Annotated in this window: 22 protein-coding genes; 19 read left to right on the top strand and 3 right to left on the bottom strand. The window is 68.5% G+C overall.

The window, feature by feature from the left end; genetic code table 11:
- Nucleotides 1–3 precede the first annotated feature (3 nt).
- Nucleotides 4–1,206, top strand: a complete 1,203-nt coding sequence (locus tag ACWFR4_RS15130; RefSeq protein ID WP_453652781.1) for an acetyl-CoA acetyltransferase — start codon at nt 4–6, stop codon at nt 1,204–1,206.
- 63 nt (nt 1,207–1,269) lie between these two features.
- The gene (locus ACWFR4_RS15125) at nt 1,270–3,393 is read left to right on the top strand and encodes an acetate--CoA ligase family protein (protein ID WP_453466267.1); all 2,124 of its coding nucleotides are present in this window, start codon (nt 1,270–1,272) and stop codon (nt 3,391–3,393) included.
- 37 nt (nt 3,394–3,430) lie between these two features.
- On the opposite strand, the gene ACWFR4_RS15120 is transcribed toward ACWFR4_RS15125, so the two are convergent.
- Nucleotides 3,431–4,363 carry a TrmB family transcriptional regulator gene (locus ACWFR4_RS15120; RefSeq protein ID WP_453466269.1) on the bottom strand — a complete coding sequence of 311 codons (933 nt, stop codon included), beginning with the start codon at nt 4,361–4,363 and terminating at the stop codon, nt 3,431–3,433.
- A gap of 558 nt (nt 4,364–4,921) precedes the next feature.
- On the opposite strand from ACWFR4_RS15120, the gene ACWFR4_RS15115 reads away from it, so the two are divergent.
- Nucleotides 4,922–6,406, top strand: a complete 1,485-nt coding sequence (locus tag ACWFR4_RS15115; RefSeq protein WP_453652779.1) for an aldehyde dehydrogenase — start codon at nt 4,922–4,924, stop codon at nt 6,404–6,406.
- 173 nt (nt 6,407–6,579) lie between these two features.
- On the top strand, nt 6,580–7,425 hold the full coding sequence (locus ACWFR4_RS15110; protein ID WP_382708299.1) for a cupin domain-containing protein: 846 nt from the start codon (nt 6,580–6,582) through the stop codon (nt 7,423–7,425).
- A gap of 137 nt (nt 7,426–7,562) precedes the next feature.
- Here the strand turns inward: ACWFR4_RS15110 and ACWFR4_RS15105 are convergent, their stop codons facing one another.
- A complete protein-coding gene (locus tag ACWFR4_RS15105; RefSeq protein ID WP_382708296.1) occupies nt 7,563–8,336 on the bottom strand; it encodes an HpcH/HpaI aldolase family protein in 774 nt (257 codons plus the stop codon).
- A gap of 225 nt (nt 8,337–8,561) precedes the next feature.
- Between ACWFR4_RS15105 and ACWFR4_RS15100 the strand changes: the two genes are divergently transcribed.
- From ACWFR4_RS15100 to mftR, 10 genes are all read left to right on the top strand, one after another.
- Nucleotides 8,562–9,347: an SDR family NAD(P)-dependent oxidoreductase gene (locus ACWFR4_RS15100; RefSeq protein ID WP_382708293.1), complete on the top strand. Its 786-nt coding sequence runs from the start codon at nt 8,562–8,564 to the stop codon at nt 9,345–9,347.
- 67 nt (nt 9,348–9,414) lie between these two features.
- Nucleotides 9,415–10,635 (top strand): cytochrome P450, encoded by a 1,221-nt coding sequence (locus ACWFR4_RS15095; protein ID WP_453652777.1) that lies wholly within the window; start codon nt 9,415–9,417, stop codon nt 10,633–10,635.
- 51 nt (nt 10,636–10,686) lie between these two features.
- Nucleotides 10,687–11,190, top strand: a complete 504-nt coding sequence (locus tag ACWFR4_RS15090) for a DoxX family protein (RefSeq protein ID WP_453652775.1) — start codon at nt 10,687–10,689, stop codon at nt 11,188–11,190.
- Nucleotides 11,191–11,292: 102 nt separating this feature from the next.
- Nucleotides 11,293–11,616, top strand: coding sequence for a ferredoxin (fdxA, locus tag ACWFR4_RS15085; RefSeq protein ID WP_382708284.1), 324 nt, complete (start codon nt 11,293–11,295; stop codon nt 11,614–11,616).
- Nucleotides 11,616–12,944: an FAD-dependent oxidoreductase gene (locus ACWFR4_RS15080; protein ID WP_453468776.1), complete on the top strand. Its 1,329-nt coding sequence runs from the start codon at nt 11,616–11,618 to the stop codon at nt 12,942–12,944. Before fdxA ends, ACWFR4_RS15080 begins: the two co-directional genes overlap by 1 nt.
- A gap of 174 nt (nt 12,945–13,118) precedes the next feature.
- A complete protein-coding gene (locus ACWFR4_RS15075; protein WP_382708281.1) occupies nt 13,119–13,679 on the top strand; it encodes a cysteine hydrolase family protein in 561 nt (186 codons plus the stop codon).
- Between the two features lie 379 nt (nt 13,680–14,058).
- Nucleotides 14,059–14,844, top strand: coding sequence for an electron transfer flavoprotein subunit beta/FixA family protein (locus ACWFR4_RS15070; protein WP_382708279.1), 786 nt, complete (start codon nt 14,059–14,061; stop codon nt 14,842–14,844).
- 86 nt (nt 14,845–14,930) lie between these two features.
- Nucleotides 14,931–15,893, top strand: coding sequence for an electron transfer flavoprotein subunit alpha/FixB family protein (locus tag ACWFR4_RS15065; RefSeq protein ID WP_453652772.1), 963 nt, complete (start codon nt 14,931–14,933; stop codon nt 15,891–15,893).
- 264 nt (nt 15,894–16,157) lie between these two features.
- Nucleotides 16,158–18,545, top strand: coding sequence for a SpoIIE family protein phosphatase (locus ACWFR4_RS15060; protein WP_453652770.1), 2,388 nt, complete (start codon nt 16,158–16,160; stop codon nt 18,543–18,545).
- 364 nt (nt 18,546–18,909) lie between these two features.
- A complete protein-coding gene (gene mftR, locus ACWFR4_RS15055) occupies nt 18,910–19,539 on the top strand; it encodes a mycofactocin system transcriptional regulator (RefSeq protein ID WP_453467999.1) in 630 nt (209 codons plus the stop codon).
- Between the two features lie 72 nt (nt 19,540–19,611).
- On the opposite strand, the gene mftG is transcribed toward mftR, so the two are convergent.
- The gene (gene mftG / locus ACWFR4_RS15050; protein WP_453652768.1) at nt 19,612–21,174 is read right to left on the bottom strand and encodes a mycofactocin dehydrogenase MftG; all 1,563 of its coding nucleotides are present in this window, start codon (nt 21,172–21,174) and stop codon (nt 19,612–19,614) included.
- A gap of 415 nt (nt 21,175–21,589) precedes the next feature.
- On the opposite strand from mftG, the gene mftA reads away from it, so the two are divergent.
- The 5 genes from mftA to mftE all read left to right on the top strand — a co-directional run bounded on the left by mftA (nt 21,590) and on the right by mftE (nt 25,403).
- Nucleotides 21,590–21,712 (top strand): mycofactocin precursor MftA, encoded by a 123-nt coding sequence (gene mftA, locus ACWFR4_RS15045; RefSeq protein WP_382708268.1) that lies wholly within the window; start codon nt 21,590–21,592, stop codon nt 21,710–21,712.
- A gap of 16 nt (nt 21,713–21,728) precedes the next feature.
- Nucleotides 21,729–22,019, top strand: a complete 291-nt coding sequence (gene mftB, locus ACWFR4_RS15040; protein ID WP_382708265.1) for a mycofactocin biosynthesis chaperone MftB — start codon at nt 21,729–21,731, stop codon at nt 22,017–22,019.
- Nucleotides 22,016–23,305 (top strand): mycofactocin radical SAM maturase, encoded by a 1,290-nt coding sequence (gene mftC / locus ACWFR4_RS15035; RefSeq protein ID WP_453468002.1) that lies wholly within the window; start codon nt 22,016–22,018, stop codon nt 23,303–23,305. The genes mftB and mftC overlap by 4 nt, the downstream gene beginning before the upstream one ends.
- A gap of 87 nt (nt 23,306–23,392) precedes the next feature.
- Complete coding sequence (gene mftD, locus ACWFR4_RS15030) at nt 23,393–24,574, top strand: pre-mycofactocin synthase MftD (RefSeq protein WP_453468004.1); 1,182 nt, start codon at nt 23,393–23,395, stop codon at nt 24,572–24,574.
- Nucleotide 24,575: 1 nt separating this feature from the next.
- The gene (gene mftE, locus ACWFR4_RS15025) at nt 24,576–25,403 is read left to right on the top strand and encodes a mycofactocin biosynthesis peptidyl-dipeptidase MftE (RefSeq protein ID WP_453468006.1); all 828 of its coding nucleotides are present in this window, start codon (nt 24,576–24,578) and stop codon (nt 25,401–25,403) included.
- The last annotated feature ends 117 nt before the right edge of the window (nt 25,404–25,520 follow it).

The raw sequence follows: 25,520 nt of genomic DNA, 5'->3' as shown, positions 1-25,520 counted from the left end.
ACAGTGGCACAGCACAGCCTCAGTGACCGGGTGGCCATCGTCTCGATGAGCTGTACCCGGTTCACCGAGCACTTCGACCGCAGCGCCAACCAGCTCGCCGTCGATGCCGTCACCGACGCCCTTGGCGCGGCGGACATGGCGCTCGACGACATCGACGCATACTGGCTGGGCACCTACGTCTCCGGGATCAGCGGCATGGCGCTCACCCGCCCGCTGCGCCTGGAGGGCAAGCCGGTGACACGGGTGGAGAACATGTGCGCCACCGGTTCGGAAGCCCTGCGCGCGGCCGTGTACGCCGTCGCCTCGGGCGCGGTCGACGTGGCGATGGCGGTGGGGGTCGAGAAGCTCAAGGACACCGGCTACGCCGGGCTCATCTCGCCGAAGATCCAGGACGACGGGACCCGGGTGAACACCTCGGCTCCGGCGAACTTCAGCCTGCTGGCTCCCGCATACCAGGAGCGCCATGGCGTCGCACCGGAGGACTTCCGGGCGGCCATGACCCATGTCGCGTGGAAGAACCACGCCAACGGGGCTCTGAATCCACGGGCCCAGTTCCGCAAGGCAATCTCGAAGGAGACGATCGCCGGCTCACCGCTGGTCGCCGGAACCCTGGGCGTGCTGGACTGCTCGGGCGTCGCCGACGGCGCCGCCGCCGCGATCGTCGTACGGGCCGAGGACGCGCATCTCTACACCGACAAGCCGCTCTACATCAAGGCACTGTCGTTGGTCACCGGCAGCGGGTCCGGTGCTGCCGACGAGGACTACGACTTCACGCACTTCCCGGAAGTCGTGGAGTGCGCACGGGGTGCCTACGAGCAGGCCGGGATCACCGATCCGCGACGGGAGCTGGCACTGGCCGAGGTGCACGACTGCTTCACCGTCACCGAGATCGTGCTGATGGAGGATCTCGGTTTCGCCGAGCGGGGCAAGGCGTGGCAGGACGTCCTGGACGGCCGCTTCGACCGCACAGGTGACCTGCCGGTGAACCCCGACGGCGGCCTGAAGAGCTTCGGGCACCCGGTGGGCGCCAGCGGCTTGCGCATGGTCTACGAGTGCTGGCTGCAACTACGCGGTGAAGCCGGTGACCGGCAGGTGGCCACCGCCGATCGTGGCCTGGGCCTTACCCAGAATCTCGGCGGGGCGCCCGGCGACTGCGTCTGCTTCATCTGCATTGTCGGCACCAAGCCAGGTCCGCCCGGTGAGTAGCCCAGCTCGTGAACCGGTGCACAGCACAAGCTCGCTCAGCAACCCACGGAACAGGTGATCTCGATGTCGTCCTTCGCGGACATCTCCCGGCTGGTCCGCCCGAACCGCGTGGCCGTCATCGGCGCGTCCGATCGGCCGGGCTCCTTCGGGCACTCGACCTACAACAACGTCCGTAACAACTCCGACATCCCCGGCGGCACCTTTCCGGTGAACCCGGCGTACGAGACCGTCCTCGGGGACCCGGCCTACCCGACCGTGAGCGCCATCCCCGGAGAGCCGGTCGATGTTGCGATCGTCCTGGTCGCGGCCGGCATGGTGCTCGACGTCGTCAAGGACTGCGCCTCGGCGGGGGTCAAGCACGTCATGGTGTTCAGCTCGGGATTCTCCGAGACCGACGACTCGGGGGACGACCTGCAGCGGCAGGTGGTCGAGGTCGCACACGCGGCCGGAATGAGGGTGTACGGACCCAACTCGCCGGGACTGACGAACAACGCGGACAAGGTACTGCTGACCATGTCACCGGTCGCGGGGGACGACGTCAGCCTCGGCCCGGTGGGGCTGGTCACGCAAGGCGGCGGGCTGGGCCGCGCGATCATGCAGTGGCGCGACCGTGGCCTCGGCATCGGGCTGTGGGCCTCGCCCGGCAACGAGGCGGACCTCGATGTCAGCGACTTCATCCATCACATGGTCGACGACGACCGGCTCCGGGTGATCGGGGCCGTGGTGGAGGGATTCAGCGACGGCGCGAAGTTCATTGCGGCGGCGCGACGCGCCCAGGAGGCGGGCAAGCCGCTGGTCGTGCTCAAGATCGGTCGTTCCGAGTACGGGCAGCAGACCGCGGCGTCGCACACCGCGTCGATAGCCGGGAACGACGACGTCGCCGACGCGGTGTTCCGGCAGTACGGTGTCATCCGCGTCGACGACGTCGACGAACTGGCCGAGACACTACTGCTGTTGGTGAAGGCCCTCGACACGGACATCCGCCGAGCCGGTCAGGTGTGCGTCTACTCCTTCTCCGGCGGCACGGCGTCACTGGGCGCTGACATGATCGGCGCCGCGGGGCTCCGACTGGCCGAGTTCGCCCCCGATACCGCCCGGGCCCTGGCGGAGCGGGCGCCCAGTTTCGGCTTCGTCGACAACCCGGTCGATCTCACCACGAAGGTGTTCACCGACTCCGAACTGAACCGGGCGGTCTTCCAGTTGATCTGTGACGACCCGAACGTCGGCTCGATCCTCTTCGCGATGCCTGCGGACTACGGCGACAGCACCGTGTCGGTGACCACGGACGCGCTGGAGATCGCGGCCACGCACGACACCCTGCTCATCCCGGTGTGGATGTCACCCAAGCACGGCGGGGGCCATGCGGTGCTATCCGGCGCCGGCTTCGCGCCCTTCGACGGTCTCAAGCGCGCCGTGACGGCGCTGACCCGTGTCGTGGAGTGGGCGGCCGTGGGCCGGGGACCGGAATCGGATTCCGGCGCCGAACCGGTCGGCGTCGCGGACCACTCGCCGGGCGCCACCCCGGCCGCGCTGAGCTACGACGAGGCCGGCGAACTGCTGCGCCGCTATGGCCTGCGCTTCCCGGCCGAGACGTTCGTGACGTCCGGGCAGGCGGCGGCCGACGCGCAGCGCGGCATCGGGCGGCCCGTGGCGATGAAGCTGGCCGCCGAGGGCTTGGTGCACAAGACCGAGGTCGGCGGTGTCGCCCTGGGCATCGGCTCACCGGACGAGGCGGCGCGTGCCTACGCGACGATGACCGACTCCGACCGGCTCGCCGCCCACGGATTCGTGGCCACCGGGGTCTACGTGCAAGAGATGGTGGGCGACGGGCTCGATGTGCTGGTCGGCGCGCACCACGACGAGGTGTTCGGCTCCGTGCTGACCGTCGGCACCGGCGGTGTCGAGACCGAGATAGAGAAGGACGTTCTGCACCTCGCGATGCCCTTCACGGACGAGCAGTTCGTACGTGCGCTGCGGCCGCTGCGACTGTGGCAGCGCATGAAGGGTGTCCGCGGTGGCCGGCCGGCCGACCTGGCCGAACTCACCCGGGTGGTACAGGCGTTCGCGACGATGTTCCTTGCGGAGACCGAGCGCATCGCCGAGGTCGAGGTCAACCCGCTGAGGATGGTCGTCAGTGAGTCCGGGACCGAGTGCGTGACCCTCGATGCGGTGCTCCTCGCCCGCTGAGTGACAGGAGAGGGAGTCGACGGGTGCGGCCGTCGACTCAGGCCAGTGAACGCAAGCCGTCCTCGTCCGGCTCTGAGCCGGGCAGCGATTCCCCAGTGCCCCCGCTGCCGGACGCGTTCGCCACCGAGTCGAACAGCCCCTCGAGTCCACTGCCGTAGCGGGCGCGCATCTCCTCGCCGAAGTCGCGGTATGTGCGCTGCATGAAGACGTCGTGCCGGATGAAGCCCTTCACCAGCGCGGCGAGCAACGTGTCGTCGGGAGACAGGATGGCCTCCCAGGCGTCGCCTTCGGGGGCCAGGGCCCACAGCGAGGCGCCCACGTCGCAGGTGAGTGCGAGGTGCCGCGCCTGGTGATGTCGGTACACCGTGCCGTCGGTGCTGCTGTGCCTGATCACCGTGCCGTTCTTCAGGGTCAAGGGCGGCTCGCCGAAGCACAGCACCGTGGCGCGGACGCCGCGCCGGTCGGCGTCGGCAATGGCATCGGTGAGCGCCTCCAGGTGGGAGCTGTGGCCGGAGACGTACACCCGCTCGGTGGCCCCGGCGATGAGCTGCCGGGCCGTGCTCGCGATGTCCACCCAGGACGTCGCCTCCTGGAACGGCCGCAGTGCCTGTACGTCGGCCTTGGCCGGCCGCAGTCGGGAGATCTCCAGTTCCACCGTGGCCAGCCGCTGGCGGAACGTGGACTCCAACTCGTTGAGTACGCGCGACGGCGGTACGGCGATGAACTTCGCGGGGGAATCGCTGACTTGTACCACCGCGCCGCGTTCCACGAGTCGGGTCAGCGTCTCGTAGACCTTGGGCTGCGGGACGTTCGTCTCCTTGGAGACGCCATAACCGGTCAGCGGCTCGCGCCCGATCAGGCCTGCGTAGGTGCGCGCCTCGTACTGCGAGAACCCGAGCTCCGTCAAAGCGCTGATCACGCGGGCATCGAGCCGGGGAGCGTTGCCGTAGTTCGCGACCTTCCGGGCCATGAAATGGGATCCCTTCACACGGGGGCTGGGGCGCGGCTCGCTGTGGTGTGGACCTTTTGCTCCGCCTGCGCCCGCGAGTATACCCCCGCCTTAGGTAGGGGGTATTAGGCATCGGCCCGGACAGACCCCTGTACTGCCCGGGTGCGCCCTGTTGTGCTGGACCAGAGCGGCTGTATCGCCCTCCTGGCGGTCGAACTCCGTGGGTAGACGTCATTCCCTACCTACAACAGTAGTGGTGCTCGAGCTGCTCGTGGCCCCAACCTGTTGACAGCGCCCGGGGCAACCGAGCGATACTTTTGTATGCGAAAATGAACACACATCGCGCAGACATCGCCTGATCCCGCCGCCGCGGCGAAGCCGCTCGGTGGTTCCGGCGTCACCTTGACAACCGAGGACGACCGCGAGGCCGTGGTGCACGCCATCCGCACCCACGACCGTCCCCTGCTGATCGACCTGGTGCTCGACGCCGGGGCAGGGCCCGATGTCCCCTGACCCCTGCCATGACCCGGGACGGGGACCCCATTTCTTTCCAGCTTCAACACTCTGGAGAAGACCGCAGTGACCGCACCGAAGTTTGCAGCCGCTCCCATCAAGCACCCTGACCGCTTCTACATCGGCGGCCAGTGGGTGAAGCCGTCGACCAGCGATCTCATCGACGTCATTCAGCCGGCCACCGAGGAGGTCTACCTTCAGGTCGCAGAGGCCAAGCCCGACGACGTCAGCCGTGCCGTGGCCGCGGCCCGGCACGCGTTCGATGAGGGCCCCTGGCCCTTCATGACCCCGGCCGAGCGAGCCGAGTACATCCGCGCCATCGCCGAAGGGCTGCGCAAGCGACAGGACGAGGTCGCGTACACCTGGGCGTCGGAGATGGGCATTCTCCACGGCGACGCCGAGGTCCGTTCGGCCCGAATTTCGGGCATCTACGACTTCTACGCGAGCCTGGCCGACGACTTCGAATGGGTCGAGCGGCACACCCCGGCGGGGGGTGGCTACGGCTGGCTCGCGCGTGAGCCGGTTGGCGTCGTCGGGGCGATCGTGCCGTGGAACGCCGCGATCGTCGCGCTGTCGTTCAAGCTCGCTCCGGCGCTCATCGCGGGCTGCTCGGTCGTACTGAAGTCCTCGCCCGAGTCGCCCTCGGCCGGCTACCTCCTGGCCGAGATCGCCGAGGAGGTCGGACTGCCTGCCGGGGTCGTCAACGTGGTGACGGCACATCGGCCCGCATCCGAGGCGCTGGTGACCAACCCGGGTGTCGACAAGGTGAGCTTCACCGGCTCGACCGCGGCCGGCAAGCGGATCGCCGCGCTGTGCGCCGACCGCGTCGCCCGGGTCAACCTGGAGCTCGGCGGTAAGTCGGCTGCACTGGTCCTGGACGACTATGACGTGGAAAAGGCAGCCGCCTCCCTCGCGGACTCGACCATGGAGCTGACCGGCCAGGTGTGCTCCGCCCTGACCCGGGTCATCGTCAGCAGGCACCGGCACGACGACCTTGTCGAGGCGCTCAGCGCCGAGTTCGCCAAGGTCAAGGTCGGTGATCAGTTCGACTCCGCCAGCGACATGGGACCCGTGGCCGCACAGAGGCAGCGGGACACCATCGAGCGGCTCATCGGGCAGGGGGTCGAGGAGGGCGCCCAGCTGGCGGCGGGCGGTCACCGGCCGGCCGGGCTCGACAAGGGCTGGTTCATCGAGCCGACCCTCTTCGGCAATGTGGACAACCACTCCTCCCTTGCTTGCACCGAGGCGTTCGGCCCCGTCCTGAGCGTCATCCCGGCGGAGAACGAGGCGGACCAGATCCGTGTCGCCAACGACAGCCCGTACGGTCTGAACAGCGCGGTGTTCACCAATGACGACAACCGCGCCTGGCAGGTCGCCCGGCGCATCCGTTCGGGCACCGTGGGCCACAACGCGCACCGCAACTCCCATGCCTTCTCCTTCGGCGGCTTCAAGCAGTCAGGCATCGGCCGCGAGGGCGGCCGTGAAGGCCTCATGCCCTATCTGGAGCCCAAGGCGATCATCCTGGACCGCGAACCGACGGATGCCGCATGACGGCACCGTCCTGACCGAGGGGCGCTGACACCTCGTCAGCGACCCTCTCGGCCGATGTGCCCTCCACCTGCGTTCGCCACCGCCGCGCACGGCTTTCGGCAGTCCGCGCACGCTCCTCGTATGTAAGCAACTGGCGCGCAACCGACGGCGCGTCGGCACCGATGGGAGTCGATATGCATGTGATCGAGACGGCGAAGATTCCGTGGAGCCTCGTCAGCAAGTCCAACCGGCCAGGCCGCGTACACCGCAAGCTCGTGCATGAGGGAGAGGTGTCGCCGGGGTTCGGGTACACCGCGGACCTCGTGCGCTACGAGGGCGGGCACGGCACGTTCAGTGCCCCGCGGCACAAGCACAACTTCGACCAGATCCGGTACACCGTCAGCGGTACGCCCGACTTCGGCCACTACCAGGTGTCATCCGAGGGGCAGTCGGTGTTCTTCCCGGCCGGCGCCGCGTACGGGCCGGAGACGATCGAGGAAGCTGAGCTTCTGCTGATCCAGTGGGGCGAGAACTGGGTTACCCGGGCTCAGCACGACGAGACCTACACCGAGATGCAGAAGCGCGGCGAGTTCCGGGACGGCTACTACATCACCGTCGACGCGGAAGGCACGGAACATCGCGCCGACGGTCGCAACGCGGTCTGGGAGACCTTCAACCAGCGGAAGCTCGTCTATCCCACACCTCGCTACCCGCAACCGGTGATCATGGAGCCGGAGGGATTCGTCTGGCGATCGCAGGGCCACGGCGTCTCGGCCAAGACGCTCGGCCGCTTCACCGAGGACGACGTGTACGTCGCCAACTACCGGTGGGATGTGGCCGACGGGGTCCTGGATCTGACTGCTGAGCGGACGCAGCTGCTGTGGATCATTGACGGTCAGCTGACCCTCGACGGGGCCGTCTACGAGCCGCAGACCGTCATCTTCTCCGAGTTCGGGGAGACATCAGCACTCGCGGGCACCGCGAACGCACGCGCAGTTGTGTTCGGCCTGCCCTTGCCTGCTCCGGCCGCGGTTTCCTGAGGGCCTGTCATACCGCGAGAGCGGCCCGCGGCCCACATGACAAGTGTGGGCTGCGGGCCGCTCTCGCCCCCCCCGGGGGCAGATCTGCGCGGTCCTGCCGGCCGCCTGGAAGCTGCGTCCGGCTGCATCGGTCGGACTCAGTCGGTCGGACTCAGTTCCCCGATCAGTGACTTGGTGCGCGCGACGCCCTGGTCGATGAACTGGGTGTCGGCGCCGACCGCGACAAACCGGGCGCCCCGCCGCGTCCACATGCGGGCCGATGCCTCGGCCGGGGCGAAGATGCCGAACGGGACCGAGTGCCGTTCACACGCCGCCGCCACTTTGTCGATGGCGGCCTTGACCGCCGGGTGGTTGAGATCGTGCAGGTGTCCCATCGACACGGCGAGATCGGCGGGTCCAACCATGATCCCGTCGAGCCCGGGCGTATCCAGGATGGCGTCGATGTGGGAGACAGCCTTCGCGTGCTCGATCATGACGAACGCGGCAATCTCCTTGTCGGCTCGCGCTATGTACTCCGAGCGACCGCCGTCGAGGCGGGCCGCTCGGCGCGGTCCGAAGCCGCGCGTCCCGGTCGGGGGGTAGTGCGTAGCGCTGACGGCCGCGGTGCACTGTTCGGCGTCATGTACGCCTGGTACGACCACCCCCTCGGCGCCCAGATCGAGTATCTGGCCTATCAGCGCAGTGTCGTTGGCGCTGGGGCGGACGAGCACCGTCGACGCAGAAGCCCGAAGTGCGACGAGCATGGTCTGGAGCGCGTCGATCGAGATGGGGGCGTGCTCCATGTCGATCAGGACGAAGTCGAAGTCGCCCGCGCCGATGGCTTCCGCGACGAAGGCGTCGGGGATGGTGAGCGACACACCCAGGGCCGGTCGGCCCGATGACATCCGCATCTTGGTTCGGTTGTCCCGCACGAGACACCTCTCTTGTGAACGTACTTCTGCATACATAGCACCGAGTGAGACGTTCAGAGCCGGCCAATGTGGAGTTCTGCCCCTGGAGTGCGGCAGGACCACTTGACGTTGATCTGAAGCCACCATAGCTTTAATGTATGCAAAAATGAACACTCCGCGGATGAGCAAGGTTCTTCCGATGGAGTGGTGATCGGTAGGTTTCCCACACTGAGGCGAGTGGACTTCATGAGTAGAGGGAGCGACTCGGGCCGACTTCTCGGTCGAGCTGCCATCATCACGGGCGGTGCTCGTGGCATCGGTGCGGCCATGGCGCGCTGCTTCGTCGACGCCGGCGCGCGCGTCCTGATCGCGGACATCCTGGACACCGAGGGGGCCGAACTGGCCGCCGAACTAGGGGAGTCGGCCCGGTACCTCCACGTGGACGTCCGTGAGAGGAACGACTGGGACAGCGCTGTCTCGCTGTGCCGGGAGGAATTCGGGCACTGGCCGACGGCGTTGATCCATAACGCCGGTGTCATGACGCAGGGCACTGTCGCTTCCACCGACGCGGATTCGCTGGGCGTGGCCGTCGGCATCAACGTGCTCGGCCCGATCCTCGGCACCCAGGCGTGTCTGCCGGGGATGATCGAAGCCGGAGGCGGATCGGTGGTGATCATGTCATCCATCGCCTCGATGTCCGTGGGACCGGGATTCATCCCTTATGCGGTCAGCAAGGCCGGCAATGCCGCGTATGCGCGGGCGGCAGCCCGCGAGGTGGGGGAGCACGGCATTCGGGTCAACTCCCTGCACCCGGGTGGGGTCGAGACACCGATGAACACGGGGCCCGACTTCGCCGCATTGGACAAGGACTCCTGGTTCGGACGGATGACGATCCCGCGTATCGGCCGACCGGACGAAATCGCCGCGGCGGCACTGTTCCTGGCATCCGACGACTCCAGCTACATCACCGGCACACAGCTCGTCGTCGACGGCGGGCAGTTGCTCGGCCCCAGAGCGTCCTGGAAGTCCTGATGCACCACGGTCCCTGTGGGACTCGCCCCGAACAATCAGCGCCTTCGAGAGATCGGCGAGTAAGCAGATGACGACACTGACCAGCGACGACGTTCAGATCGAAAACCCGGACTTCTATTTCGAGGACCGGCAGGAGGTCTATGCGCGGCTTCATGCCGAACACCCGGTGTTCTACTACGAGCCGCTCGACCTCTTCGTCCTGTCGAAGCACGAAGACATCCGGGAGGCCGCCCGGACCCCCGAGACCTTCAGCTCAAGCCGCGGGTTGCACCTGCATCAACTCCGGCTGAAGCCTGAGGAGACCGAGGCGTACGCCACCCTGTACGGCCCCGGAGAGCAGTTCGCCTACGCCGACCCGCCTCGCCACGGCCAGCTGCGCAGCGTTGCCTCCCGCAGTTTCGCGCCCCGGGCGCTCGCCTCCATGCGGGACCACGTGCAGAAGCAGGTCGACGCGACCGTCGGCGGCATTGTCCCGGGCAAGCCGTTCGACTTCGTCGAGACCGTCGCAGCGACCCTGCCGATCAAGGTCGCCGAGCACTTCATTGGGCTGCCGGCCGGCCACGACGAAGAGATCCGGGGGTGGAGCGACGCACTCGAGTCCCTCAAGCTCATCCACGGAGCGGACAACATACGCAACGCTGTACGTCAGTTCCAGGAGATGAACGAATTCTTCCGGGCTCAGTTCGAGGTCAAGCGGGCCCAACCCGGCGAGGACCTGATCTCGTCCCTGCTCGCTGCGAAGCTGGACGGCCAGCCGCTCACTGAGAGCACTCTGCTCATCTACTGCAGCCTTTTCCTCGCCGGCGGTAGTGACACAACGCGCTCGCTGCTGGCCGGTATGGCCCTGGCGCTCGCCGAACATCCCGAACAACTCGGGCAGTTGCGTGCCGACCCCCAGCTGCTGGACGGCGCGATCGAGGAGTCGCTGCGCTGGACGACACCGGCCCGCGGCTTCCTGCGCACTGTGATGCACGACACCGAGGTGCGCGGCGTCACCATCAAGGAAGGCCAGCGGGTGTACCTGCTGTTCGACGCCGGGAACCGCGACCCGGAGGTGTTCGAGAACCCCTGGACCTACGACATACGGCGGTCGAATGCAGCCGCCCATCTGTCGTTCGGCTACGGCCCGCACCTGTGCATCGCCGCCCACCTGGCCCGGCTCGAGACCCGCCTGTTCTACAAGGCACTGCTCTCCCGCTTCTCGGGGATCGAAAAGGCCGGCAAGCCCCGTGAGATCCGTCAGCTGCTGCGGAACGGCTGGCACGAACTGCCGTTGACCTTCCGATGAGCACGGTGTGCCGCCCGGACGCCGAGTGAACGCGCAGAGAGGAACCTCCCGATGCATGCTGCGGACCTGGGCCTGCTGGTGATGCGCGCCGGTCTTGGCGTGATGTTGCTCCTCCACGGAACCAACAAGGTGTTCGGCCCAGGTGGACTCGCGGGAACCGCCCGATGGTTCGAGTCCGTGGGGCTGCGCCCGGCGTGGTTGCACGCCCGTCTTGCGGCCACCTTCGAGATCGGAGCCGGCCTGCTCATGGCGGTCGGCTTCCTGTTCCCCGCTGCCGGCGCCGGCTTTGTCGGCCTGATGCTGGTGGCGGGCTTCACCGACCACCGCGGCAAGGGCTTCTTCGTCTTCAAGGGCGGATGGGAGTACGTGAGCCTCGTCGGGCTCATGGCGGCGGCGCTGGCGGCTGTCGGCCCGGGCGCCTTGTCCGTGGACCGGGCGATCGGCTGGCACCTTGAAGGCCTCGCCTGGGCGGGCTGCGCGGTTGCGGTCGGGCTGGCCGCCGGGCTGGGGCTCCTGACCAGCTGCAGGTCGGCCGGTCGGGCAGCAGCTGACTGAGCAGCACGCGACGACGCAGGAATGAGAACAAAACGCCGGATCAGGCCGGCGTCCCGCCGCGCGAACACGCACGGCCTGATCAACCCAACGGAAGGAGACCCGATGACGTACGTCGTGACGTCACCTTGTGTCGACGTGAAGGACAAGAGCTGCGTCGCGGTGTGTCCGGTCGACTGCATCTACGAGGGCGGACGGATGATGTACATCCACCCCACCGAGTGCATCGAGTGCGGCGCCTGCGAGGACGCGTGCCCCGTGTCCGCGATTTGGTACTCGGAGGAGATGGGCGACGACAATCGCGAATTCCTCACGGCGAACGCGTCGTTCTTCGACCAGATCGGCTCACCCAAGGGCGCGAAGAAGTTCGGCGCCTCGACCCACGACGCGGACATAGTCGCCCGGACCGCGGCCCAGGACGGCGACTGATGAGCCGAACTCTCGTTCGCGTGGCCATCGTCGGTTCCGGACCCTCAGGCGCATACGTGGCCCAGGAACTGACCGAACAGGTCGGCTTCGACGTCGTCGTGGACGTCTACGAGAAGCTTCCCGTGCCGTTCGGGCTCGTGCGCTATGGCGTCGCCCCGGATCACCAGCGAATCAAGTCGATCGTCGGCTCGCTCGCGGAGATCTTCACCGATCCGCGCGTTCGATTCCTCGGCAATGTGCACGTGGGAACGGACATCACGCTCGACGAACTGCGAGAGCACTACGACGCTGTCGTGGTCGCCTGCGGGGCGAGTGCGGACCGCCGTCTGTCCATCCCGGGTGAGGACCTGCCGGGAGTCTGCTCGGCGACGGACTTCGTCGCCTGGTACAGCGGACACCCCGACACCGCCGTGGACCGGTTCGCGCTGACAGCCGAGACCGCCGTGGTCATCGGCCTGGGCAATGTGGCCCTGGACGTGGCCCGGATGCTCTGCCGGACACCCGACGAGCTGCGCCACACCGATGTGCCCCAGCACGTCATCGACGTACTGGCGGCAAGCACGGTCCGCGAGATCGTCATCCTGGGCCGCCGAGGCCCGGCGCACGCCAAGTTCAGCAACAAGGAACTCGGCGAACTCAGCGGGTTGTCCGACACGAACGTCCTGGTCGATCCTGACGACCTGACGGACGACCAAGCAGGCGCGGAGCAGCATCCGCTCACCCGACGGATGCTGGCCACGTTGCGCAGGTACGCCTCCAACACCGCTACGCGGACGCACCGCCGGACCGTGCGCTTCGCCTTCTCCCGCACCCCGGTCGCGTTCGTTGGCGAGAACTCCGCCGGCGGCCTGAAGGTGGCTCACCGAGGACCAGATCACGCGGAGGCCGAAGAATTGCTCCCCGCGCAGTTCTTCGTCCGCTCGGTGGGCTACCGGGGTTCGGCCGTGCCGGGCCTCCCCTTCTCCCAGGCCACCGGCACCATCCCACACACCGAGGGACGGGTCGTGGCCCGTACCGAACAGCTCGCCGGCGTGTACGTCGTGGGCTGGATCAAGCGTGGGCCGAGCGGCGTCATCGGCACGAACAAACAGGACGCCGCCGCGACGGTCGCCACGATCGCGGAAGACCTGGCGCGGGCTGCGAAGCCTCTTCGCCAGGCTTACGAGGACCCCGTCCTCCTCCTGAGGGCACGCCGTGTCGCTGTCGTGGATTGGTCTGCGTGGCAGCGCATTGATGCTGCAGAGGAGATGGAAGGGCAGCCACTCGGCCGAGGACGGGTCAAGCTGCATGAGCGCGACAGAATGCTCGCCGCCGCGTCAGCACAGTGAGCGGCCAACTGGCCACAGACTGCCCGAAGTCCTGGACTTCCGCTCCTGCGATTTTTCAACGGCTCGACGTCGACTCCGCCGCCGCGGCCGGCAGCGAGGCGACGAGGCCCGGCGCTCTCGCTCGGACCGAACGGGCATCAGCGCAACCGTAACCAAACTACGAAGGGTTATGACATGTCTTTGACCACCGTCGACGCGCGTACCGCGCTTCTCGTTGTTGACCTCCAGGAAGGCACCGTGGGGCTGCCGACTGTGCATCCCGCCGGGGAGATTGTTGACCGCGCCGCTGAGCTGGCCACCGTCTTCCGGTCGGCCGAGCTGCCGGTAGTGCTGATCAACGTCGCAGGTGGCGCCCCGGGTCGCAATGAGCTGCCCAAGTCCAACAAGGCTCCCGCGCCGAACTGGGCAGATCTCGTTCCGCAGCTGAAGGCCGAGGCCGGCGACCACCGCGTGACCAAGCGGACGTGGGACGCATTCCCAGCCACCGACTTGCACGACTATCTGCAGTCGCAGAAGGTGACTCAAGTCGTCCTGGCCGGAATCGCAACGAGCATCGGAGTTGAGTCCACCGCTCGAACGGCGTACGCGCTCGGATACAACGTGACCCTGGCAACCGACGCGATCACCGACCTCGACCCCGCGGCGCACACCAACACGGTCGCGCGCGTCTTTCCGAAGCTGGGTGAAACGGGTACCACCGCGCAGATCATCGACCTCATCAAGAGCTCCCGCTGAGCTTGCCCCAGTCTTCCCAGGGGCGAGGTGGGGCCCGGTGCAGTCGTACGTAATGTTGCCGGGCCCAAGGGCTCCGGACAGCGCAGGGCGCCGCTCAACGGCTCGCTTGACGTAGGTCTCAAGTCGCGCATCTCCGTGGTGACTGCCCTCCCACGGAGATGCGCGACTTGAGTTCTGTGCAGGACCAGATCGGCGAGTCATCTGCGAAGCAACGGTGCCCACAAGCTGGCGAGCGACGGTACCGCGGAGAGCGCCGCACGCTTCCGCTGAGGCCTCGTACGTGCAGGCAATCCCACACAGCTGAGCCCAGGACGGGACCGCAGCTCGGGTACATCCCATGAGATGAGGGGTTTTCTCCCATCCGCGAGAGGAGCACGACGTGACATTGAGAATCGTGGCCACAGTGAAGTACGTGCCCGATGCGACCGGAGACCGGCACTTCGCCGAGGATCTGACCACCGACCGCGACGCGGTGGACGGACTGATGTCCGAACTCGACGAGTACGCCGTTGAACAGGCGCTCCAGATCGCCGAGGCTGTCGGTGACGCTGAGGTGACGGCGCTGACCATGGGACCGGACGATGCCAAGGAGGCACTGCGCAAGGCGCTTGCCATGGGCGCTGACAAGGCGGTGCACGTCGTGGACGACGGGCTGCACGGCACCGACGTCGTCGGCACCTCGCTGGTGCTCGCCAAGGCGATTGAGTACACGGGGTTCGACTTGATCGTGTGCGGGATGGCGTCCACCGACGGCTCGGCCGGTGTCGTCCCCGCGCTGCTCGCGGAGCGCCTGGGCGTCCCGCAGGTCACGCTTCTGTCCCAGGTCGCCGTTGCAGAAGGCAAGGTGACCGGCCGACGGGACGGGGATGCCGCGAGCCAGGAGCTGGAAGCGTCCCTGCCGGCTCTGATCTCGGTCACTGACCAGTCGGGCGAGGCCCGCTACCCCTCGTTCAAGGGGATCATGGCGGCGAAGAAGAAGCCGTTGAAGTCCCTGGACCTGTCGGACCTGGAACTCGACGAGAAGGAAGTTGGTCTCGACGGCGCCTGGACCGCGGTCGACGAGGCCGCGGCACGCCCTGCGCGTACCGCGGGCACGATCGTCGAGGACGACGGGGCGGGCGGTCGGCAACTGGCGGCCTTTCTGGCGGAGCAGAAGTTCATCTAGGACGCGGCCCGGCCACAGTGACGTCCCTCCCAGACCATGGCCGCACGCATCACCCATGCCGCCCCGACTCCGCAGGAGCCCATATCATGTCTGAAGTCCTTGTTCTCGTCGATCACGTCGACGGATCCGTTCGCAAGCAGACACTCGAACTGCTCACGCTGGCCCGTCGGATCGGCGAGCCCGTAGCGGTCCACCTCGGCTCCGGAGTCGAGGAGGCCGCCCCAGTGCTGGCCCAGCACGGAGCACTCCGTGTCCTGGCCGCAGACGCACCAGAGTTCGCTGACTACCTCGTCGTACCCGAAGTGGACGCCCTGGAGGCGGCGGCCAGGGCGATTCAGCCGGCCGCGGTACTCCTGTCGTCATCCGGTGAGGGCAAGGAGATCGCAGCCCGGCTCGCGCTGCGGCTCGGCTCAGGCATCATCACCGACGCGGTCGACGTCGAGGCGGGGGAGCAGGGCCCGGTAGCCACCCAGTCGGTCTTCGCGGCAGCGTTCACCACAAGGTCACGCATCACCCGCGGCATCTCGGTCATCACCGTCAAGGCCAACTCCGCGCCGGTGGAGGAGGCTCCCGCTGCCGGCTCCGTCGAGACGCTCGAGGTTGCCTTCGGGGACCGAGCACGCGGCACCAAGGTCGTCTCACGCACCACCCGCGAGTCCACTGGTCGCCCGGAGCTGGCCGAGGCCGCCATTGTGGTCGCCGGCGGGCGTGGCGTGGGCGCCGCGGAGAATTTTTCCCTGATCGAGACGCTGGCCGATTCCCTCGGCGCTGCCGTGGGCGCATCGCGTGCCGCGGTAGATGCGGGCTGGTACCCGCACTCGCACCAGGTCGGCCAGACCGGGAAGTCCGTCTCGCCGCAGCTGTACATCGCCAACGGCATCTCCGGCGCGATCCAGCACCGGGCGGGCATGCAGACCTCCAAGACGATCGTCGCCGTCAACACCGACTCCGAGGCGCCGATCTTCGACCTGTGCGACTACGGCGTCATGGGTGACCTGTTCCAGGTCGTTCCCCAGCTCACCGAGGAGATCAAGACTCGCAGAGGCTGAGCTTGCCCTCCACCGTTCGCCGAGAGTCAGTGCGAAGCCGGAGCGTGTGGAAACGGAATGCCCTGCAACAGTGAGCGCGTCGTCATCAGGGAGCGGATTGCGCTCCCTGCCCCGCTCGATTCTTTCCAGGCGCATGGTGTCGGTCCCGCAGGACGCTCCTGGCTCAGATGCCGCGAGGCCCAGAATGCCCATAATGGGACATATCCTTGTTGGGTGTGTATCGCGATGTCTGACAAAAAGTGAGGGCGAAGGACAAGGAGTGAGATGTTCACGCCTGCCGATCGTATGAGCCCCCAGCTGTTCTCGTTCGACGAGATCGCGGCGGCCGTGCTCGACGAGGAGGGCGTGGTACAGCAGTGGTCCCACCCGGCCGCCGAACTGCTGGGGCGGCCGGCGGCAGAAGTGTGCGGCCGGCCGGTGGGGGACCTGCTCACCGATGCCCACGGGAAGCCGTGCTGGTCCGCTTTCGTGGAGGCCGGGACGCCGGCGGCGGGGCGGGCCGCGCTGCGGCACTGCTGCGGACAGACGATCGATGTGGCTTTCCGGGCGCTGCCCCTGGGTTCCTCGTTCCTCATCCTGGCCGCCCCCGCCCGCTGTGTGACCGACTGGGATCAGAGCACCGCCTTGCTGCGTGCGCTGATCACCCAGGACCGGATAGGGATCGGCATCTACGATGCGGACCTGAATGTCGTACGGACGAACCTCACACCCGAGATGTTCGGCGGCCCGGCTCCGCCCCCTGGCAGCCCGCCGACGAAGGTGACGTTCCCGCAGAACGCCGAGGCGGCACTGCGCCGGGTGCTCGACACGGGCGTGCCGCTGGTCGGACACGACCAGCAGATGTACTCGCCGCGCGATCCCGGGCGGCAGCGGGCCTTCTCGCTGTCCGCGCTTCGACTCGAGGATGCCCAGGGGCGTCCGGCCGGGGTGGCCGCGATCTGCACCGGTGCCACCGAACAGCAACGGGCGCGCAGAGACCTGGAGTTGCTCTACCACGCCTCGGTCCGCATCGGTGCCGGCCTCGATGTCCAAGGCACTGCCCAGGCACTCCTGGACGTCCTCGTCCCGGCCCTCGGGGACGTGGCTTGGGTGGATCTTGCCGAGGCAGTGCTCGAGGGGGACGAGCCCTCCAAGATCCTCGGCGGAGGAGAACTGCACCTGCGCCGGGCCGCGGTGAAGACCGCCGCCGGGGTCCCTTGGCCGACCGCGCTCATTCAGCCCGGCGAGGCGATTCCCCGCTATCCGGATATGCCCAACCTCCGCAGTTGGCAGCGCGGCAAGACCATCATCGCCGACCGTGAGCAGCTGAGCCGTGCGTTGGGGGATCCTCAGACAGCCGAGCTGTACGTCCCAGAACACGGGCATACCCTGATAGGTGCGCCCCTGTGGGCGCGCGGATTTGTACTGGGCGGAGTCACGGTCTGGCGAACCGAGCGGCCCGAGCCCTTCGACCGGCAGGACATGGACCTGCTTGCCGAGATCGCCTCTCGGGCGGCGCTGAGCGTGGACAACGCCCGCCGCTACACTCGCGAACACCGCGCCGCCATCACCCTTCAGCAACAACTGCTGCCCCGCGCCACCACGGACACCACCGCGGTGCAGAGCGTCGGGTTCTACAGGCCGGCCGGCGGCGGCGCCGAGATCGGCGGCGACTGGTTCGACGTCCTGCCCCTGCCCTCACTGCGCACCGCACTCGTCGTCGGCGACGTCATCGGCCACGGCCTGAAGGCGTCGGCCACCATGGGTCGGTTGCGCACCGCCGTGCAGACCCTGGCCGATCTGGAGCTGGACCCCGCGGAGCTGCTCACTCACCTCGACGACCTGGTCGTCAAGCTGGCAGCCGAGAGCGATCCCGTTCATCGGGACACCGTGGGCGGCGTGTGTCTGTACGCCGTCTACGACCCGGTCAGCAGCAGCTGCACCCTGGCCAGTGCCGGCAGCCCGCCGCTCATCGTGGTCCATTCGGACGGTACCGCCGCACCCGCCGCCCTGACCCCCGGCCCGCCGCTGGGAGTGGGCGGCCTGCCCTTCGAGACCACCACCATCACCCTGGAGCCCGGCTCTGTCCTCGCCCTTTACAGTGACGGGCTGCTGCACCACGGCCGCCGCGACCCGGACCAGCTGGCCGCCCGCCTTGCGGAGCTGGCCGGCCGCTCCCTGGCCGACATCGGCTCTGCCCTGCTGGCCGACACCGACGACCTGACACCCCGCGACGACGAGGTGCTGCTCCTGGCCCGCCCCAAGCCCTTGCCACCCGATGCCGTGGCCGAATGGACCTTCGCCGCCGAAGCCGCCGCGGTCGCCACCGCCCGAGAGGCGGCTGCCGGTCAGCTCACCGCCTGGGGCCTGGACGAGCTGGCCTTCACCACCGAGCTGACGGTCAGTGAACTGGTCACCAATGCGTTGCGCTACGCCGGCGGCCCCATCGGGCTGCGGTTGCTGCGCGACGCCACCGTGCTGCTGTGCGAGGTCTCCGACCCCAGCAACACCCAGCCGCGGATGCGCCGTGCGCAGACCACCGACGAGGGGGGCCGGGGACTGTTTCTGGTTGCCCAACTCACCAGCCGCTGGGGCTGCCGCTACAGTCACCGTTCCGGGAAGACCATCTGGGCCGAACAAGTCCTGCCCGCGCCGACCCCGGCGAGCGGGTAGGCGACGTCAGTTTCGTCGCGCAGAGACGCACGCCGGTTGCCGGTACCAGCGGCGGCGTGAGCGGCAAGGCCGCAGGAGGTCCGGCCGCCGCGCCCCGCACGGTGCGACCACTGGGGAGCGGCAGGAGCACGGATCCGGCGGCATCTTGCCTGGTGCGATCTGTTCGCACACAGGGAGTACTCGTGCTTCGCGTGTGGTGTACCGGCCTCACAATGAAACAGATCGGCCTCCGTCCATGTACCGCCCACGTCGCCTTGAGATGGCCAACAGGTACCGACCGGGAGCAGCCGCTTGGCAACGGCAGCACACGTATAAGGTGATGCCCTGGGCCGAAACCGGAGCCCCGCCTGGGGAGGGGGAGCCTGTGGAGCAGGTCACCAGCACGCCGGCGGACACACCTGGCAGAATCGGGCGGCCCCGCGCCACCTCGCGCAGCGACCTGGAACGGATCGGCTTCGAGCTGTTCGCGTCCCAGGGCTTCGACAGCACGACGGTGGACGACATCGCCGGCGCTGCCGGCATCGGGCGCCGTACCTTCTTCCGTTACTACGGCTCGAAGAACGACCTGGTCTGGGGCGACTTCGAGAACCAGCTGGCGGGCCTGCGCAAGCTGCTCGAAGACACTGCCCCCGACGTCCCGCTCGCTGACGCGCTGCGTGAGGCGGTCGTCGCGTTCAACCGGTTCGACCCCGAGGAAGTGCCGTGGCACCGGCAGCGGATGCAGCTCATCCTCACCGTACCGACGCTCCAGGCGGACGCCACGCTGCGGTACAACGCGTGGCGCGCCATCGTGACCGAGTTCGTTGCGGCGCGCACCGGACTGCCGCAGTCCGATCTGTTGCCGCGACTCGTCGGGTATGCGTCGCTGTCCGCTGCCATCGCCGCTTACGAGCACTGGCTTGCCGACGATCGGCGACCGCTTGCGGCGCTGATCGATGCCACGTTCCGCCAACTGGCCGGCGGATGGGAATCGGTGACGCCTCTCCAAGGCTGATCCGGCGCTCGCCTGCGGTCGCTCTGCTGCACGGTGTGCTCGCCGTCTGTTGGCGGGGGCAGAGGGGGACCGTCAGTGCACATCGTGGCGCATGGCGTCCGCGATGACCTCGCCCACCAGTACGGCCGTTGCTGCGGGACCGCGCAGGGGCGCATCCGGAAGGATCGAGGTGTCGGCGACGCGCAGCGCGGGAACGCCGTGGAGGCGTCCGTGCTGGTCGACAGCGGCATGAAGGGGTTCGTCGGCGGGGCCCATCGGTACGGTGCCACAGGTATGTTGCGCGGTGCCCAGGTTGCCGGCGATCCACTGGTCGAGCGCGTCGTCTGCTGCGAGAACGTCGGGGGCAGGGCCGAGGTGCCCGGCGGTGAGGTCCGCCATGGGAGGTGAGGCAAGTAGTGCCGCCGTGGCGCGCACACCTTCGCGTAGCCGCTGCCAGTCTTCCGGTGTGCTGAGAAACCCGTAGTCGATGCGTGGCGCCTCGGAAGGGGCGGCGTGGACCAGGCGTAGCCGACCGGTCCGGCCCGGAGCCTGTGCAGCGACCATGAACGGCAGTGGTTCCCCCGGCACAGCGGTCCGGCCGCTGGTCAACCCGCTCATCGGGACGAGGGATTGGAGTATCTCCAGGTCACCGGGACCGCCCGGCGCGCCGAACTCGCCGACACCTGAAGCCAGATGCAGGCACCCACCGAGCCATGTCTTCTCCGGGGTGGGTGGGTCGTGCTGCAAATTCCAGTTGAGAATCACCTGGGGATGGTCACTCAGATGCGCACCGACAGCGGGCGCGTCACGAAGCACGGGGATACCCAGCCGCTCCAGGTCGGCGCGTGGACCGATGCCCGACAGCAACAGCAAATGGGCGGAGCCTATGGCTCCGGCACTCAGCACGACCTCGCCCGCTCGGACGACTTCGCCGTCGGCGAGAACTGCTCCGACGGCCCGGCCGCGTTCCACGGCCACCCGGACCACCGTACTCCCGCCACGCACGCTGAGGTTGGGGCGGCTGCGGACCTCCGGCGGAAGGTAGTTGAGGGCGGTGTTGCGGCGTACGCCGTCCACGGAGTTGGACGGTACGGGCCCGAAGCCGGGCGCCGCGTCGAGGTCGTTCTTGTCCGGCTCCGCCGGGTACCCGTGGATCCGTGCTGCGTCTCGGAAGGCTGCTGCTGCGGGGTGGTCTGTCCCTGCGCGCCGCACTTGCACGGGGCCGCGGTCGCCGTGCACGGGCCCGGCGCCGAGGTCGAGGTCGTTCTCCAGGGCGGACAGGAAGGGCAGGACACGTTCGTAGGCCCAGGCGGGGTTGCCCGCGGCGGACCAGCGGTCGAAGTCCTGGCGGCGGGCGCGCACGAAGTACCCGCCGTTGACGGTGGTGGATCCGCCGAGCACACGGCCGCGAGGCACCGTCCATGGACGGTCGGGAGTGAGGTGGACAGGGAAGGTGCAGGTGCCGGGATGATCAGGGCGGGCGCCGGGGATCAGCCGTGCGTCGAGCAGGTGGGGGCCGAATTCCTCCTCGGTCGCGGGGGAGGGCCCCGCCTCCAGCAGCATGATGGTGCGGTCGGGGTCCTCGCTCAAGCGGGCAGCGAGTACCGCTCCGGCGGCGCCGGCGCCGACCACGAGCACATCGGTTCGCGTGGGCACCGAACTCACCGGGGAGTCCTTGCACATATGCGCAGTCGGATCTCTGTCATGGCTCAGGGATCAAAGCCGAGTCTCGGCGTGGGCGCAAGCCCCACTCCGCCCTCCGAGCGAGGGGGTCCCGGTGCTCGGATTTTGAGTTGGGCCCTGAGGAAATGATGCACGTCAGAGGAGCGACACGGTGTACGAGCCGGCGGCGCGGGTCGTAGGTGCATGCCGACGCCTTCCTTTTGGCACCGTGTGCCGTTAGTCTCCTGGCTATCGGTGAGGCGCAGGCCACTCAGCCCACCGCGTGAACGGGACTGTGAGAAACGCCAGTTCAAGCCCGCCGATCTGGCCGGTGCCTGCCCCTCCGATCCGCTTCCGCACACAATCCGCTCTGGTACGAGTCTGCTGGAGTCCAGCCCGGGAGGACCGCATGAACGAGTTCGACACCGTCCCCGCCGAAGAGAACGCGCCCGAGGGTCCCGTCGACCACCTCATCGAGGCCGACGCGCTGATCGAGGAGGTCTCGATCGACGGCATGTGCGGCGTCTACTAGACCGCCGGGACGCCCCATGATTCCGATCGATTCCCCGTTCGACCTGGACCGCGCCTGGGACCTGCACCCGCAGGTCTCGGTGCGGCCGGAGCCCTTCGGTGCACTGCTCTACCACTTCGGTACGCGCAAGCTCACCTTCCTCAAGGACCCTCGTCTGCTCGCCACCATCCAGGCACTGGCCACGGTGCCCACCGCGCGGGCCGCCTGCTCGGCAGCCGAGGTCACGGACGGCGAACTGCCCCGCTTCGGAAGGGCGTTGGCCGACCTCGTCCGCTCATCGATGGTTGTCGAAAGGAGCGCCTCATGACCCCCCAAGCGACCCGGCCGACAGCGGCGCAGGTGTCCCGACCAACAGTGGCCCAGGCACTGCGGCCGGCGACCGGGGGCCGCCTGGTCGACCTCTTCGAGTACGGCTTGGACGCCCCCATCTGCCTGACCTGGGAGCTCACCTACGCCTGCAACCTGACCTGCGCGCACTGCCTGTCCAGCTCGGGGCGGCGCGACCCGCGCGAGCTGACCACCGCCGAGGCCAAGGCCGTCATCGATGAGCTGGAGGCCATGCAGGTCTTCTACGTCAACATCGGTGGCGGCGAACCCACCGTGCGCGCCGACTTCTTCGAGCTCCTCGACTACGCCACCGCCCACCACGTCGGTGTCAAGTTCTCCACCAACGGAGTGCGCATCACCCCCGAGGTCGCCGGCCGCCTGGCCGCCAACGACTACGTGGACGTCCAGATCTCCCTTGACGGCGCCACTCCCGACGTCAACGACGCGGTGCGCGGGGAGGGTTCGTACGACACCGCGCTGCGCGCCATGGGCAACCTCGCCGACGCCGGGATGAAGAACTTCAAGCTGTCCGTGGTCTGTACCCGCCACAACATCCCGCAGCTGGACGAGTTCAAGGTCATCGCCGATCGCTACGGAGCGCAGCTGCGGCTCACCCGGCTGCGCCCCTCCGGGCGCGGCGCGGATGTGTGGGACGAGCTGCACCCCACCCCGGCCCAGCAGCGCGAGCTGTACGACTGGCTGGTGGCCCACGGTGACCAGGTTCTGACCGGTGACTCGTTCTTTCACCTGTCCGCCTACGGCAAGGCCCTGCCAGGACTGAACCTGTGCGGGGCCGGGCGGGTGGTCTGCCTGATCGACCCGGTCGGCGACGTCTATGCCTGCCCCTTCGCGATTCATGACGACTTCCTTGCCGGCAACGTGCGCCAGGAGGGTGGCTTCGCCCGCGTGTGGCGCGAGTCCGAGCTGTTCCTGGGGCTGCGTGAGCCGCAGAGCGGCGGGGCGTGTGCCTCCTGCTCCTTCTACGACACGTGCAAGGGCGGTTGCATGGCCGCCAAGTTCTTCACCGGTCTGCCGTTGGACGGCCCCGACCCCGAGTGCGTCCAGGGCTATGGGGAGCAGTTGCTGGCGCAGCGTCCCGAGGGGCGCGGCCACCTCCCCAAGCCTTCGGGTGACCACTCCCGTCGCACCGCCCCAGCGCGACGCCAAGGACCGGTCGACGTGGTGCTGAAGCGCCGCCCGGACCTGGACCGACCGCCTGTCAGCGCCTGCGCCGAGGACCCGCTCGCCGGGCTGAGGCTCATGTGACTCGGCGACCACGGTGGCCGTGGAATCAGAGCTTGTTGTTCAGCACATCCCGTCCTTGTCACAGTCCTTCCGATGGAGAGCCGCCGTATGGGCAGGAACCCCTGGTTCGAGACGGTCGCTGAGGCCCAGCGCCGTGCCAAGAAGCACCTTCCGAGCACCGTCTACGACGCTCTCGTGGCCGGCTCGGAACGGGGCCGGACCATTGACGACAATCTGGGGGCCTTCGCCGACCTGGGCTTCGCACCCCGAGTCGTGGGCCACCACGCCGAGCGCGATCTGGCGACCAGTGTCCTGGGCGTGGAGACGTCGATGCCGGTGGTGATTTCCCCGACCGGCGTCCAGGCAGTCCACCCCGACGGTGAGGTGGCCGTGGCCCGCGCGGCGGCGAACCGCGGCGTGATCATGGGGCTGAGCTCCTTCGCCTCCAAGCCGGTGGAGGAGGTCACCGCAGCCAACCCGAACACCTTCTACCAGATGTACTGGACCGGCACCCGCGAGGGAATGGCCCAACGCATGGAACGGGCCCGCGCCGCCGGTGCTAAGGCACTGATCGCCACTCTCGACTGGTCCTTCTCCGTCGGCCGTGATTGGGGCAGCCCCGAGATCCCAGAGGCGATCACCTTCAGGACGGCGATGAAGCTCGCGCCCAACGTGATCACGCGCCCGCGCTGGCTGTGGTCCTTCGCCAAATCCGGCCGGATACCTGACCTGACGGCCCCCAACCTCCAACCGCCCGGTGGCAAGGCCCCCACGTTCTTCGCCGCCTACTACGAGTGGATGCAGACCCCTCCGCCCACCTGGGACGACGTCAAGTGGATGCGTGAGGAGTGGGGTGGCCCGTTCCTCCTCAAGGGCGTCACCCGCGTCGATGACGCCAAACGTGCCGTGGACGCCGGCGTCTCCGCCATCTCGGTCTCCAACCACGGCGGCAACAACCTTGACACCACCCCCGCGACCATCCGGGTCCTGCCCTCCATCGCGGAGGCCGTCGGCAGTGACATCGAAGTCCTCCTCGACGGCGGCGTCCGCCGCGGCGGCGACGTGGCCAAGGCGCTGGCACTTGGCGCTCGGGCCGTCCTGATCGGCCGCGCCTATCTGTGGGGCCTCGGTGCCAACGGCCAGGCCGGTGTGGAGAACGTGCTGGACCTGCTGCGTGGCGGGCTCGATGCCGCCGTCCTGGGACTGGGGCGGTCCTCGGTCCACGAGCTCTGCCCCGACGACCTGGTCATCCCCGAGGGATTCACCCGCACCCTCGGTGCGACCGGCTGACGTGACACCCCAGCGCGCCGGCGGCGCAACCGAGTTGGGGCGGGCCGTGTGGCCGGGGATCACCGGCCGGCCGCTGGTACTCGTCCCGGTCGGGGCGACCGAGCAGCACGGTCCGCACCTCCCGCTGGACACCGACACCGTCGTGGCCACCGCGGTGGCGCGTGAGGCCGTCCAGCGGCTGGCGGACAGGGACCACGCGGAGGGGTGTCCCGATGCGCGGGCGCTCCTCGCACCCGCGCTCGCCTTCGGCGCGAGCGGTGAGCACGCCCACTTTCCCGGCACCGTGTCCATCGGCCACGACGCCCTGCGCATGGTGCTGATCGAGACGGTGCGGTCGCTGTCGCTCTGGGCCGGACGGTGCGTGTTCGTCAACGGCCACGGCGGCAACGTGGCCACCCTCGACGGGGCTGTGGCACAGCTGCGCGCCGAGGGGCACGACACCGCCTGGCTCGGCTGCGCTGTCCACGGCGGAGACGCCCACGCCGGGCGCACCGAGACGTCGCTCATGCTTCACCTGGCCCCCGATGACGTGCGGCTCGATGCCGCCGCGGCCGGCGACACACGCCCGATCGCTCAACTCATGCCGGAGTTGGCGGCGCGTGGCGTCCGGGCCGTCGCGCCGAACGGCGTCCTCGGCGATCCCAACGGGGCCAGCGCGCAGGAGGGCCGCGTTCTGCTGCGCAGTCTGGTGGACACCGCCGTCCGGCGCGTTCAGGCATGGCGGCCGGATCCGCGCGGGCGGCTCGGCGAGCCCTCCGCGCCACCGACGGCGGCCCGGCGGACGGTTGCGAACCACAGAGCGCCGACGGACCCCGACGCATGCCCCTGACGCGCCGCCCCACCGCATCGCCGGACGCCGCCGCTCCTTCTCGTCACCACTTGGCGGAGACAGCACGGCAGCCCGCAACGCGCGCTGTCACGCAAACCCGTGCCGCCACGAACTCCT

The organism is Streptomyces sp. NPDC055140, assembly GCF_053607285.1.
This window is presented reverse-complemented; position numbering and strand designations above follow the sequence as displayed.

Bases quoted from the DNA above. Each gene is read 5' to 3' on its own strand.
- ACWFR4_RS15090 (WP_453652775.1), top strand. From the start codon at position 10,687: ATGCATGCTGCGGACCTGGGCCTGCTGGTGATGCGCGCCGGTCTTGGC.
- mftC (WP_453468002.1), top strand. From the start codon at position 22,016: ATGACCCCCCAAGCGACCCGGCCGACAGCGGCGCAGGTGTCCCGACCA.
- mftB (WP_382708265.1), top strand. From the start codon at position 21,729: ATGATTCCGATCGATTCCCCGTTCGACCTGGACCGCGCCTGGGACCTG.
- mftD (WP_453468004.1), top strand. From the start codon at position 23,393: ATGGGCAGGAACCCCTGGTTCGAGACGGTCGCTGAGGCCCAGCGCCGT.
- ACWFR4_RS15065 (WP_453652772.1), top strand. From the start codon at position 14,931: ATGTCTGAAGTCCTTGTTCTCGTCGATCACGTCGACGGATCCGTTCGC.
- ACWFR4_RS15095 (WP_453652777.1), top strand. From the start codon at position 9,415: ATGACGACACTGACCAGCGACGACGTTCAGATCGAAAACCCGGACTTC.
- mftA (WP_382708268.1), top strand. From the start codon at position 21,590: ATGAACGAGTTCGACACCGTCCCCGCCGAAGAGAACGCGCCCGAGGGT.
- ACWFR4_RS15080 (WP_453468776.1), top strand. From the start codon at position 11,616: ATGAGCCGAACTCTCGTTCGCGTGGCCATCGTCGGTTCCGGACCCTCA.
- fdxA (WP_382708284.1), top strand. From the start codon at position 11,293: ATGACGTACGTCGTGACGTCACCTTGTGTCGACGTGAAGGACAAGAGC.
- ACWFR4_RS15060 (WP_453652770.1), top strand. From the start codon at position 16,158: ATGTTCACGCCTGCCGATCGTATGAGCCCCCAGCTGTTCTCGTTCGAC.
- ACWFR4_RS15110 (WP_382708299.1), top strand. From the start codon at position 6,580: ATGCATGTGATCGAGACGGCGAAGATTCCGTGGAGCCTCGTCAGCAAG.
- ACWFR4_RS15125 (WP_453466267.1), top strand. From the start codon at position 1,270: ATGTCGTCCTTCGCGGACATCTCCCGGCTGGTCCGCCCGAACCGCGTG.
- ACWFR4_RS15120 (WP_453466269.1), bottom strand. From the start codon at position 4,363: ATGGCCCGGAAGGTCGCGAACTACGGCAACGCTCCCCGGCTCGATGCC.
- ACWFR4_RS15075 (WP_382708281.1), top strand. From the start codon at position 13,119: ATGTCTTTGACCACCGTCGACGCGCGTACCGCGCTTCTCGTTGTTGAC.
- ACWFR4_RS15100 (WP_382708293.1), top strand. From the start codon at position 8,562: ATGAGTAGAGGGAGCGACTCGGGCCGACTTCTCGGTCGAGCTGCCATC.